8 protein-coding genes and 3 pseudogenes are annotated in these 12,428 nt (G+C 55.9%); 9 read left to right on the forward strand and 2 right to left on the reverse strand.

Annotated elements, in window-relative coordinates:
* Positions 1–11 precede the first annotated feature (11 nt).
* The 9 genes and pseudogenes from ACQ86O_RS22065 (at position 12) to fdhF (ending at position 9,968) form a co-directional block, all read left to right on the forward strand.
* The gene (locus tag ACQ86O_RS22065) at positions 12–1,469 is read left to right on the forward strand and encodes a hydrogenase 4 subunit D (RefSeq protein ID WP_431222864.1); all 1,458 of its coding nucleotides are present in this window, start codon (positions 12–14) and stop codon (positions 1,467–1,469) included.
* Between the two features lie 10 nt (positions 1,470–1,479).
* Positions 1,480–2,130, forward strand: a complete 651-nt coding sequence (hyfE, locus tag ACQ86O_RS22070; RefSeq protein ID WP_431222865.1) for a hydrogenase 4 membrane subunit — start codon at positions 1,480–1,482, stop codon at positions 2,128–2,130.
* A gap of 3 nt (positions 2,131–2,133) precedes the next feature.
* Positions 2,134–3,738, forward strand: coding sequence for a hydrogenase 4 subunit F (locus tag ACQ86O_RS22075; RefSeq protein ID WP_431222866.1), 1,605 nt, complete (start codon positions 2,134–2,136; stop codon positions 3,736–3,738).
* A gap of 17 nt (positions 3,739–3,755) precedes the next feature.
* A pseudogene (locus tag ACQ86O_RS22080) lies at positions 3,756–5,470 on the forward strand (NADH-quinone oxidoreductase subunit C).
* 9 nt (positions 5,471–5,479) lie between these two features.
* Positions 5,480–6,031, forward strand: coding sequence for a hydrogenase 4 subunit H (gene hyfH, locus ACQ86O_RS22085; RefSeq protein WP_431222867.1), 552 nt, complete (start codon positions 5,480–5,482; stop codon positions 6,029–6,031).
* Positions 6,028–6,813: an NADH-quinone oxidoreductase subunit B family protein gene (locus ACQ86O_RS22090; RefSeq protein WP_431222868.1), complete on the forward strand. Its 786-nt coding sequence runs from the start codon at positions 6,028–6,030 to the stop codon at positions 6,811–6,813. Before hyfH ends, ACQ86O_RS22090 begins: the two co-directional genes overlap by 4 nt.
* A pseudogene (locus ACQ86O_RS22095) lies at positions 6,803–7,212 on the forward strand (formate hydrogenlyase maturation HycH family protein). Before ACQ86O_RS22090 ends, ACQ86O_RS22095 begins: the two are co-directional and overlap by 11 nt.
* Positions 7,209–7,685, forward strand: a complete 477-nt coding sequence (gene hycI / locus ACQ86O_RS22100; RefSeq protein ID WP_431222869.1) for a hydrogenase maturation peptidase HycI — start codon at positions 7,209–7,211, stop codon at positions 7,683–7,685. The pseudogene ACQ86O_RS22095 and the gene hycI overlap by 4 nt, the downstream one beginning before the upstream one ends.
* Before the next feature lie 141 nt (positions 7,686–7,826).
* Positions 7,827–9,968, forward strand: coding sequence for a formate dehydrogenase subunit alpha (gene fdhF / locus ACQ86O_RS22105; protein WP_431222870.1), 2,142 nt, complete (start codon positions 7,827–7,829; stop codon positions 9,966–9,968).
* Between the two features lie 39 nt (positions 9,969–10,007).
* Here fdhF and ACQ86O_RS22110 read toward each other — a convergent pair.
* Together ACQ86O_RS22110 and ACQ86O_RS22115 are read right to left on the reverse strand one after the other, a co-directional pair.
* A pseudogene (locus ACQ86O_RS22110) lies at positions 10,008–10,998 on the reverse strand (GGDEF domain-containing response regulator).
* Positions 10,982–12,421: a response regulator gene (locus ACQ86O_RS22115; protein WP_431222871.1), complete on the reverse strand. Its 1,440-nt coding sequence runs from the start codon at positions 12,419–12,421 to the stop codon at positions 10,982–10,984. Before ACQ86O_RS22115 ends, ACQ86O_RS22110 begins: the two are co-directional and overlap by 17 nt.
* Between the last annotated feature and the right edge of the window lie 7 nt (positions 12,422–12,428).

Consider the following 12,428-nt stretch of genomic DNA (forward strand, 5'->3'; position numbering starts at 1 on the left):
AGGAAACCATTATGGAAAATACACTCTGTTTGGAATACATGGCCCTCACCACCCTGCTGCTGCCGTTTATCGGCGCACTGCTTACCGCCTGCCTGCCGCAGCGGATGGCCAAGTGGCTTTGCACCCTGTTCGCGCTGTTGACCACGCTGGGTACCCTCACCCTCGGCTGGATGTTTCTGGCCCACGGCAAGGCGGATACCACCCTCACGCTGCTGCAGTATGGCGACGTGGCGCTGTTCGGTTTTGTCATTGACCGCATCAGTACCCTGATCGTCTTTGCCGTGGTGTTTCTGGGGCTGCTGGTCAGCCTGTATTCAACCGGTTATCTCACCGCTGGCAACCGCGAACATCCCCATGAGGGCAGCAATCGTTACTACGCATTCCTGCTGGTGTTTATCGGCGCTATGGCCGGGCTGGTGATGTCCTCTACCCTGCTCGGGCAGTTGCTGTTCTTCGAGATCACCGGCGGTTGTTCCTGGGGGCTGATCGGCTACTACCAGACGCCAAAGGCGCAGCGTTCAGCCATGAAAGCCCTGCTGATCACCCATATCGCCTCTATTGGCCTGTATCTGGCAGCGGCCACGCTGTTCCTCAATACCGGCACCTTCGCCCTGAGTGCGATTTCGCAGCTTGATGGCAGCGCCAGTCTGGTGGTATTTGGCGGTATCCTGTTTGCCGCCTGGGGGAAATCGGCCCAGTTGCCATTGCAGGCCTGGCTGCCGGACGCCATGGAAGCCCCTACCCCGGTGAGTGCCTATCTGCACGCCGCCTCAATGGTGAAAGTGGGCGTCTATATCTATGCGCGCGCCATTATGTCCGCGGATGCAGTACCGCATGTGATTGGCTGGATCGGTATCATCATGGCGACGGTCACCCTGATTTACGGCTTCCTGATGTACCTGCCACAAAAAGATATGAAGCGCCTGCTCGCCTGGTCCACCATCACCCAGCTCTCCTATATCTTCCTGGCACTCTCCATTTCCATCTTTGGTTCCAAAGCCGCCTTTGAAGGTGGCGTGGCTTACATCTTTAACCATGCATTTGCCAAGAGCCTGTTCTTCCTGGTTGCCGGGGCGCTCAGTTACAGCTGCGGCACCCGCATGCTGCCACGCCTGCAAGGCGTAATGAGCAAAATGCCACTGCTGGGCGTGGGTTTCTGCGTCGCCGCGCTGGCGATCACCGGGGTGCCGCCGTTTAACGGTTTCTTCAGCAAGTTCCCGATTTTTGCCGCTGGCTTTGCGCTTTCGCACACATTCTGGCTGATGACCCCGCTGATGATATTGGTGCTGATCGAGTCGGTCGCCAGTTTTGCCTGGTTTATCTATTGGTTTGGACGCGTTATCCCAGGCAAGCCCAGTGAAGAGGTGGCGCAGGCCGCGCCGATCCCGCTGGCCATGCGCCTGGTGTTAGTCATTCTGATCGCGATGTCGGTGGGTTCCAGCATTATTGCCGTCGCCTGGCTTGGATAAGGAGTTGATTATGACTGGTTCACTGATCGTCAATAATCTCGCGGGGCTGATGATGGTCACCTCGCTGCTGGTGATTGGCGCAAAACGGCCGGTAGCCTCGTGCTGGCTCTATGCTTTGCAATCGCTGCTGCTGGTGTTGATATTCCTGACGTTGGGGCAAACGCTTGGAGCGCACCAGTTGATGCTGTGGTCAATCAGCGCCTTTGCCACCAAAGTGGTGCTGGTGCCGGTGATTATGGCCTATGCCTTTCGCAAAATGGACGACCCTTCGGCCAATGGCAGCCTGATCGGCCCGGCGATGCTGATGCTGGCGGCGGCAGCGATCGTGCTGCTGTGCTGGTTTGTAGTGGAGCCGGTGCAGGTGCCGCTGCTGGCTTCGCTGAAACCGGCGCTGGCGGTATCGCTGGGGCATTTTATGCTCGGTCTGCTGTGCATCGTTACCCAGCGCAACATCCTTAAACAGGTATTCGGTTATTGCCTGATGGAAAACGGATCGCACCTGACGCTGGCGTTACTGGCAAACCGCGCACCAGAACTGGTGGAGATCGGGATCGCCACCGACGCCATTTTTGCGGTGATCGTGATGGCGGTGCTGGCGCGCAAAATCTATCGCACGCTCAACACGCTGAATGTTGAACAACTGACAGCGCTGAAGGGGTGAGTGATGAGTAATACCACGATGTTATTTTTATTACTGCTGACGCCGTTGGCGATCTCGTTACTGGCCTTCGCCTGCCGGTTGCTGGGCAAGGCGGCACGCGCGGCGGTGACGTTTTTACATTTTGTCGGCATTATCCTGCTGTTGGCGATTTCACTGTGGACGGTGATGCAGGTATACCAGCAAGGCGGGGATATCCTGGTTGCCGAACGTTGGCTGCATCTGGACAGCCTGAGCGCCCTTTTCCTGGCGATCCTCGGCATTGTGGGATGCCTGACCGGCCTTTACTCCATCGGTTATATGCGCCACGAAGTCGATGAAGGCGAAATCTCGGTTGCCACGCTGTGTCACTACTACGGCTTCTTCCACCTGTTCCTGTTCACCATGCTGTTGGTGATCACCAGTAACAACCTGATCCTGATGTGGGCGGCCATTGAGGCCACCACGCTGAGCTCGGCGTTTCTGGTGGGTTTGTATGGCCAGAGCTCTTCGCTGGAGGCGGCCTGGAAGTACATCATTATCTGCACCGTCGGTGTCGCCTTCGGCCTGTTTGGCACGATCCTGGTTTACGCCAATGCGGCCAGCTTTATGCCAGATCCTGACGACGCCATTTTCTGGACCGACGTGCTCAAGCATGCCACGCAGCTCGATCCCATGCTGATGCATCTGGCCTTCGTGTTTGTGCTGATCGGCTTTGGCACCAAAACCGGGTTGTTCCCGATGCACGCCTGGCTGCCTGACGCCCACAGCGAAGCGCCAAGCCCCACCAGCGCCCTGCTCTCTGCCGTGCTGCTCAACTGTGCGCTACTGGTGATCATCCGTTACAGCATCATCGTCAACACCACCCTGGGCAACGAATTTACCGGCAGGCTGCTGATGGTGTTTGGCATGATGTCGGTCGCGGTAGCCGCCTTCTTTATTCTGGTGCAGCGCGATATCAAGCGCCTGCTGGCCTATTCCAGCGTGGAAAATATGGGGCTGATTGCCGTAGCGCTAGGCATCGGCGGCCCGCTGGGCATACTGGCGGCCCTGCTGCATACCTTAAACCACAGCCTGGCGAAAACCCTGCTGTTCTGTGGCTCCGGCAACGTGTTGCTCAAATACGGCACGCGCGATATTACCGTGGTGAAAGGGATGCTCAAAAGCATGCCGTTTACCGCCGTGCTGCTGGCCGGTGGGGCTTTGGCGCTTGGCGGTATGCCACCGTTCAACATTTTCCTCAGCGAGTTTATGACGGTTACCGCCGGGCTGGCGGCAGGCCATATCACGCTGACGATCGTTCTGCTGTTGCTGCTAACGGTGGTGCTGGCCGGTCTGGTGCGTATGGTTGCCAGCACCTTGTTCGGCGCCAAACCTGAAGAAGTGAACAACGGTGAGTTAGGGGTACTGACGACCTTGCCGATGCTGATCCTGCTGGTCCTGATGCTGGTGATGGGCACCCATATCCCTCAGCCGGTCAGCCGGTTGCTGGAAAACGCAGTCACTATCGTGATGAATCCCCAACCTGGCGCTGAAGCACAATCATTCAACTGGCCGTGGGCCGTCAAACATAATTCCTCTGTGGCCGAAGGCAGCAGCGGCACACTGACCCTGTCAGGAGAAGTAAAGTGAGCTACGAAACCCACGTGTTGACCCTCAACAACGACGAAAAACTTGGCAAAGGTTATCTGGCCAAACTGCGCGAGAAATTCCCTGCCGCGTTGCTGGATGCCGAATGGCAAACCGCCAATCAGGTCACCATCACGGTAAAACTGAACGCCCTGCCCGAGATAGTTGAATATCTCTATTACTCGTTGGGGGGCTGGCTGCCAGTGCTGTTTGGTAACGATGAACGTACCCTGACCGGTGATTTCGCGGTTTATTATGTGCTGTCGATGGAGGAAGGGGAAAAGTGTTTTATCACCGTCAAGGCTCACGTCAGCGCGATCTCGCTGGAGTTCCCTTCGGTTACGCCACGCGTGCCAGCCGCCGTCTGGGGTGAGCGCGAAATCCGTGACATGTACGGTTTGATCCCGGTAGGCTTGCCTGACGAGCGCCGCCTGGTGCTGCCGGATGACTGGCCGGACGATCTTTACCCATTGCGTAAAGACACCATGGATTATCGCCAGCGCCCCGAACCGACCACCAACGTAGAAACCTACCCGTTTGAGAATGCCGCCACCGGCGAGTCTCGCGTGGTGCCTATCGGGCCGATGCATATCACCTCTGACGAACCTGGGCATTTTCGTCTGTTTGTCGACGGTGAGCGGATTGTCGATGCCGACTACCGCCTGTTCTACGTCCACCGTGGCATGGAAAAGCTGGCCGAAACCCGCATGGGCTATAACGAAGTCACATTCCTGTCCGATCGGGTCTGCGGGATCTGCGGTTTTACCCACAGCGTGGCCTACACCACTTCGGTGGAAAATGCGTTGGGTATCTTTGTGCCACCCCGCGCTCATGCCATCCGCAGTATCCTGCTGGAAGTGGAACGCCTGCACAGCCACCTGTTGAACATCGGACTCTCCAGCCACTTTGTCGGCTTTGATACCGGATTTATGCAGTTCTTCCGGGTACGTGAAAAATCGATGACTATGGCGGAGTTGCTGACAGGCTCGCGTAAAACCTATGGCCTGAACCTGATTGGCGGCGTACGCCGCGACATCCTGAAAGCGCAGCAGGTAAAAACCATCAAGCTGATCCAGGAGATGCGGGCCGATGTCACGCAGTTGGTTGATATGCTGCTGAGCACGCCAAATATGGAACAGCGCACCAAAGGCATTGGTCTGTTGGATCGTCAGATCGCCCGTGATTACAGCCCGGTCGGGCCGATGATCCGCGCCAGTGGCTTCAAGCGCGATATGCGGTTTGACCACCCTTACGCCAACTACGGCTCGCTGCCTAAAACCTTATTCACCTATGACGGATGTGATGTGTTCTCACGCGTAATGGTACGCGTGCAGGAAGTGCTGGATTCCCTGGCGATGATTGAATATGGCCTGGATAACCTGCCGGGTGGGCCGTTGCTTACCGAAGGCTTCCGTTATCAACCCCATAAATTTGCCCTGGGTTACGCCGAAGCCCCCGCGGTGAAGACATCCACTGGAGCATGCTGGGGGATAACCAGAAGCTGTTCCGCTGGCGCTGCCGGGCGGCAACCTACGCCAACTGGCCGGTGCTGCGTTATATGCTGCGCGGCAACACGGTTTCTGACGCCCCGCTGATCATCGGCAGCCTCGACCCTTGTTACTCCTGTACCGACCGCGTCACCCTGATTGATATCAACAAGCGTAAAGCCAAGACCGTGCCGTACAAAGAGATCGAGCGTTACGGCATTGAACGTAAAAATTCACCGTGCAAGTGAGGGATGACAATGCTGAAACTGTTTAAAACCCTCCTGAAGGCGGGTGAAGTCACGGTGAAATACCCGTTCAAGCCTCTGGACGTCTGCCCTGGGTTTCGTGGCAAACCACAGTACGATCCCGAACAGTGCATTGCCTGCGGGGCCTGTACCGTGGCCTGCCCGGCGAATGCGCTGACGATGGAAACCCATGAGGCCAGCGGTGAACGCGTCTGGCAGCTGTTTATTGGCCGCTGCATCTTTTGCGCACGCTGTGAGGAAGTCTGCCCCACCCGAGCCATCGTGCTGTCGGAAGAGTTTGAAATGGCGGTAATGCAAAAAGCCGATCTGTATGTGCGCGCCACCTTTACCCTGCTCAACTGCCGCTGTTGCCACCAGCCATTCACGCCGACCAAATCGGTGGATTACGCCATGGCGTTGCTGGCCCACTCGGGGATGGGCGAGGAAAGTATTGCAGCCCTGCGGCCACAGTTTGAGACCTGCCCGGCCTGCAAGCGTAAACAAACCCTGAGCCAGTATCGGCCGGTCAAGCTGGGCCATCCGGTCGGGAGCAAAATAAAATGACGATGCCCGAAATCAAGATCAATCACCACCGCAGCCAGCCAATCACCATTGACCCGCAGACGGCGCAGCTTAAGAGCAAGCTGCTCAAGGATATTCAACGCTCCGCCTACGTTTACCGGGTGGACTGCGGTGGCTGTAATGGCTGTGAGATCGAGATCTTCTCCGCCATTACGCCGGTATTTGATGCCGAACGCTTTGGCATCAAGGTGGTTCCTTCACCACGTCACGCCGATATATTGCTGTTTACCGGGGCGGTAACCCGCGCCATGCGCGTTCCTGCCCTCAGAGCTTATGAATCGGCCCCCGATCCAAAAATCTGTATTTCTTACGGTGCCTGCGGTTGCGGCGGCGGCATCTTCCACGATTTGTACTGCGTCTGGGGCGGCAGTGAATCCATCGTGCCGATAGACGTGTGGATCCCCGGCTGCCCGCCAACGCCAGCGGCCACGATTTACGGTTTTGCCGTAGCGCTGGGCTTGCTGGAGCAAAAGCTGAAAGGGGAAAACCATGTCGAACAGGCCGGCGAAAAAGCCGCGCTGCTGCTGCCGACCATTCCCTTGCATACCCGCGTAGTGATTGAACGCGAAGCACGCCGCCTGGCGGGCTATCACCAAGGGCGGGAGATCAGCGATCGGTTCTTGTCCCTGTTGGCGGGTGCCAGCAACGATTCCATTTTGCTGCATATGGAGCAATGGCTGACACAGGCCAACGACCCGCGTCTGAGCGAAATTGTACGCTGCCTGGTTGATTGCCTGCAGCAGGAGCAGCCCCATGCAAGATGAAGGTAAAGCGGTGTTCTGGTCACTACGCCAGAAGTTTCTTGATAGCGATGACGATATGCCTGCCCAGGCGCAGCAGGTGATGTATTACTCGCTGGCGATTGGCCACCACGTTGGGGTGATTGATTGCCTGAAAACTGAAATGCATTGCCCATTGGCACAGTATCAAGCCTGGGTTGAGCGCTTCCCAGAGGGGAGGCGCAACGCAAGATGCGGGGGTTGCTGACCTTCGGTGAGATCACCATCGACTCGACCCACACCAGCCTGCTGGCCAATGCCCTGGCTCCCTTGGCCAACGGCCAGCCGGCCCCCTTTGGCGAATGGAGTGCCACGCTGCTTGGTTTGCTGGCAGAGATTGAGCGCGAGCCTGCCATCTATCTTATTGTGAAAAAGGTCATATGAAGCCAATAAACCCCGCAAATCCCAATGTGATCCTGGCCGTCGGCAACAACATGATGGGTGACGACGGCGCCGGGCCCCGGTTAGCCGAACTGATGGAGCAAGACCCTATCGATGGCTGGATTGCCATTAACGGCGGCTCTGCCCCGGAAAACGTGGCGCACCAGGTACGGGCGCTGCAACCGCACAAAGTGGTGGTGGTCGATGCTACCGACATGGGCCTGGCGCCGGGGGAAATCCGCATCGTTGATCCTGATGACATCGCCGAGATGTTTATCATGAGCACCCACAATATGCCGCTCAACTTCCTGATTGATCAGTTACGGGAGGATATTGAGGACGTGGTTTTTCTGGGCATTCAGCCCGATCTGGTGGCGTTCTATTTCCCGATCACCGAGAAAGTCTCGCTGGCGGTCGACAGTATTTATCGCCGGTTGGCAACGTCGGGAACCATTGAAGGGTTTGAGATGCTATGAGGAGGGAGTTAATCCACATCAATTCAGCGTGGCTGAATTTATGCTAACAATCAGTGAGTCAATTTTTGTCACTGCTGAGAATGCAATGTCGGAAAGGCGGAATCTCTTTCTGCCCATTGAGAATAAAAAGGAGTGCTGTAGATGAAGAAAGTCATCACGGTCTGCCCTTATTGCGCGTCAGGTTGCAAAATCAATCTGGTAGTAGAGAACGGCAGGATCATCAAGGCCGAAGGCGCGAATGGGTTGACCAATCAGGGCGAGCTATGCCTGAAAGGCTATTACGGCTGGGATTTTGTTCACGATACCAAGATCCTCACCCCGCGCCTGAAAACGCCAATGATCCGCCGCCAGCGGGGGAAACTGGAGTCGGTTTCCTGGGAAGAGGCCATCGAATTTGCCAGCTCCCGTTTGCTGGCCATCAAAGAGAAATATGGCCCGAACGCAATTATGACTACCGGCTCCTCACGCGGGCCAGGTAATGAAGCCAACTATGTAATGCAAAAATTTGCACGCGCCACCGTCGGTACTAACAATATCGACTGTTGCGCGCGCGTCTGACACGGCCCTTCGGTTGCAGGTCTGCAGCGTTCGGTCGGTAACGGCGCCATGAGTAACTCAATCGTCGAGATTGAGGATACCCAATGTATTTTTGTCTTCGGTTATAACGCCGCAGACTCTCATCCCATTGTCGCTCGCCGTATTCTTAAGGCGAAAGAGAAAGGAGCCAGGATTATCGTCTGCGATCCGCGTTATATCGAAACGGCGCGTATTGCAGATATCCATTTACCCTTGAAAAACGGTTCCAACATCGCCCTGCTCAATGCGTTGGCGTATGTGCTGATTGAGGAGAATCTTTACGATCAGGGGTTTGTTGAAAACCATACCGAGCAGTTTGAAGAGTATCGCGCCATTGTAGCGAGCTATACGCCGGAGTCGGTTGAGAAGACCACTGGCCTTAGCGCCCAGCAAATCCGTGCCGCTGCACGGATGTATGCCGCAGCGCCTACCGCAACTATTCTGTGGGGGATGGGTGTTACCCAGTTCTATCAAGGCGTGGAAACCGTGCGTTCACTGACCAGCCTGGCGATGTTGACCGGGAACCTGGGCAAACCGAACGTTGGGGTTAACCCGGTGCGTGGGCAGAACAACGTTCAGGGTGCCTGTGATATGGGAGCATTGCCCAATACCCTGCCCGGTTACTTCCAGGTGACGGACGCCGTGGCGCGCGCAACCTTCGCCAAGGCCTGGGGTATTGAAGCCATGCCTGCCGAAGTCGGTTATGCACTGAGTGAGGTGCCGCATAATATCGACCACGGCAAACTCAAAGCGCACTACATCATGGGGGAAGATCCGCTACAAACCGAGCCGGATCTGGCAACCATCCGCAGAACCTTTGAGAAACTGGAACTGCTGATCGTGCAGGATATCTTCATGACCAAAACCGCGTCGATTGCCGATGTTATTTTCCCGGCAACCTCGTGGGGTGAGCATGAAGGGGTTTATACCGCGGCCGACCGTGGCTTCCAGCGCTTCTATAAGGCGGTTGAACCGGTGGGCGATGTGAAGACGGACTGGCAGATTATCAGCCTGATGTCGACGGCCATGGGTTACCCGATGCATTACAACAATACGCAGGAAATCTGGGACGAGCTGCGTGAGCTGTGCCCGATGTATTACGGCGCAACCTACGAAAAAATGGCCGATCTGGCCTACATTCAGTGGCCTTGTCCAACGCTGGATCACCCAGGCACTTCCTATCTGTATGAAGGTGGTGAGTTCTCGCGGCCAGGCGGGAAAGCCGAGTTCTTTACCTGCGAATGGGCACCGCCGATCGATAAGGTCAGCGATGAATTCCCGTTGGTGCTGTCTACAGTGCGAGAAGTGGGTCACTACTCTTGCCGCTCGATGACCGGTAACTGCAAGGCACTGGTCGCGCTGGCTGATGAACCGGGCTATGTGCAGATCAACGCGGAAGATGCCGCACGGCTGGGGGTTGAGGATCAGGCACTGGTCTGGGTGCGCTCACGCCAGGGCAAGGTCATTACCCGCGCCAACGTCAGCGAGCGCCCCAACCAGGGGGCGGTCTATATGACCTACCAATGGTGGATCGGTGCCTGTAACGAGCTGGTGGCGGAAAACCTGAGCCCCATCACCAAAACGCCGGAATATAAATACTGTGCGGTGCAGATTGATGCCATCAAGGATCAAGGGCAGGCAGAGCATTATGTTCAGCAGGAGTACAGTAAAATCAAGCAGCGCCTGCGTGAGGCCGCAGAAGGCTAAGACGCGGTTTTAAACCAAGCTGAACCTCAGGGACGAGGTTCAGCTATCAGGTGAAAATCGCGTGAAAACCTGGGGAACCGAGCCGTCCAGCAACGTGCCGCAGGTTTGATTTTTGCCATTTTTCTTCGCCTGATACATTTGCGCATCGGCTTGCTGGAGGAAATCGGCCAGGCTGTTCAGATTCCCCGCGATCCGGCAACAGACACCCAGACTGACGCTAATGAAAGGCAATACCGATGAGTCCGCATGAGGGATCCTGAGCTTGATAATCTGCTCTTTGATGGTCTCTGCAACGGCTATCGCCCCGCCTAACTCGGTATTGGGCAGCAGGCAGGCAAACTCCTCCCCCGTAGCGTGCGGCCAGATCCGTTGGGCGCTTCAAGGCCTGTTGGGTCGCTTTGGCAACGCGACGCAGGCAATCATCCCCCGCCAGATGCCCATATAAGTCGTTATATTTTTTAAAAGAATCGACATCGATAATGATCAGGCTGAGCGGTGTATGGTTGCGGTTAGCCAGTTTCCACTCCTGGTGCAGGCGTTCATCGAAGTAACGCCGGTTATAGACCTCGGTTAACCCATCCCGATAAGCCATCTGCCGCAACAGATCGGATTGCGCTTTCAATAACAGATGGGTCCGCACCCTCGCCCTGACCGTGTTGCGGTTGATCGGCTTGCTGATAAAATCGACGGCACCTTCGTTGAAACAACGTGTTTCTGTCTCTTCATCAATGTGCGCGGTGACAAAAATAACCGGGATATCTTTGGTTTCAGGCAGGTTTTTTAATTGGGCGCACACCTCATAACCGCTGATATCCGGCATTTCAATATCCAATAAAATCAAATCCGGCTTTTGTGCCAGGCAAACCTCCAGTGCCTGTTTGCCGCTGGTGGCCATACAAACCTGATAATCCGAGGAGAATGCCTGATATAACATCTGGATGTTGATCGGATGATCGTCAACGATCAGCAGTTTTGGTGTTGTTAATTCAAGTGGAAACGCAGGCGAGTTATTGTTATTTATCGTCATCATGTTTATCTCTTGGGACAAGTAACGCCTGAGCAAGCTCGATGGCTAACGCAAAATCCAATTGATTGACGGCGTGACTCAGCGGCGCAAGTGCCTCGCTATGGTGAAGGCCAAAAGCCGCCTGCAATTTATCCATGGCTGCCAATGCCGCCATATCAGAATTTTGCAGCAGGGTAAGCAGCGCTGTCAGTTCAGCCCCAATGGCCTGTGGGTTGCCCTGCTCTGCGGCGCCAGCGTCACCGCCCTTGCCCGGCAATAGCTGACTGAGTTGCGCCATCCCTGCCTGCACCGTGCGTATCTGTTCCTTGGCCTCAACAACAAACCTGGCCAGTTCTTCCGCCCCCGGCGAACTGCCCACCAAGACTTCCCCCTGGCCAGCAAGCTGAGATAAGCGCGAAGCACCCAACTGCGCCGCCAGCCCTTTGGTGGTATGCAGCAGGCGCGATAAGCCCGACCAGTCGGACTGCGCAATCAATGTGTCGGCTTGTTGCGGGAAATCCGCCAGTTCGACGGCAAACAATGAAACCATTTGCTGGTAAAGACTCACGTCCCCTCCCAGCCGATTAATCGCCTGCTCCAGCTCAATACCCGCCACAGACGCAGCCTCCTGCCATTCCTGTGCCAGCGGCACAGAGGAGTTATCTTCATCAGCAATGACCGCTAACTCAGGCTGTTTGCCGTATTGGCGTATAATGCGGATCAGGTTATTGAGATCAAAAGGCTTGCCGATGTGATCGTTCATCCCGGCAGCCAGACAGGCATCCCGGTCAGAGGTCATGGCGTTGGCCGTCATGGCAATAATAGGCAGTTCGGTTAACCCCAGAGTGACACGGATATATTGCGTTGCGCTTAAGCCGTCCATTACCGGCATCTGCAAATCCATCAACACCACGTCAAACTGCTCGGGGTTTTCCTGCAATATATCAATCGCCTCCTGCCCATGATTGGCGATTTGCACCCTTGCGCCTTCATCCTCCAATAACTCGCGGGCAATTTGCTGGTTATTCAGATTATCTTCAACCACCAACAGCCGGATGCCGGATAACCGATGTGAAGAGGTCACTTGCCCCGGTTGATCCTCTGCATGCTGCTTGTTATCACCCAGCGCATCCATGACTGAATCCAGCAACATAGAGGCGGTGATCGGCTTAACCAGATAGCCATCAAGCAACGCCTGATCTTCTTCGCTGCGCTGTAGCAGCATCTCGCGATCGTGAGCCGTGATCATCACGATCATCGGGGCCTTACCTTCCGGCATCAGTTCGCGGACCAGCTTGCTGGTCTGCCAGCCATCCAGCCCCGGCATGCGCCAATCAATAAAGAGAGCCCCATAGATGACCCCTTTATCGCGCTGCTGCTGCATTAATTGCAACGCTTCGCTGCCGCTGTTTGCCACATCAACGGTCCATTTTAATGATTCCCCCATGCGCTTA

The organism is Serratia sp. L9 (assembly GCF_050632285.1).
Classification (GTDB): Bacteria; Pseudomonadota; Gammaproteobacteria; order Enterobacterales; family Enterobacteriaceae; genus Chania.

Bases quoted from the DNA above. Each gene is read 5' to 3' on its own strand.
- hyfE (WP_431222865.1), top strand. From the start codon at position 1,480: ATGACTGGTTCACTGATCGTCAATAATCTCGCGGGGCTGATGATGGTC.
- ACQ86O_RS22065 (WP_431222864.1), top strand. From the start codon at position 12: ATGGAAAATACACTCTGTTTGGAATACATGGCCCTCACCACCCTGCTG.
- ACQ86O_RS22090 (WP_431222868.1), top strand. From the start codon at position 6,028: ATGACGATGCCCGAAATCAAGATCAATCACCACCGCAGCCAGCCAATC.
- ACQ86O_RS22075 (WP_431222866.1), top strand. From the start codon at position 2,134: ATGAGTAATACCACGATGTTATTTTTATTACTGCTGACGCCGTTGGCG.
- hycI (WP_431222869.1), top strand. From the start codon at position 7,209: ATGAAGCCAATAAACCCCGCAAATCCCAATGTGATCCTGGCCGTCGGC.
- hyfH (WP_431222867.1), top strand. From the start codon at position 5,480: ATGCTGAAACTGTTTAAAACCCTCCTGAAGGCGGGTGAAGTCACGGTG.
- ACQ86O_RS22115 (WP_431222871.1), bottom strand. From the start codon at position 12,421: ATGGGGGAATCATTAAAATGGACCGTTGATGTGGCAAACAGCGGCAGC.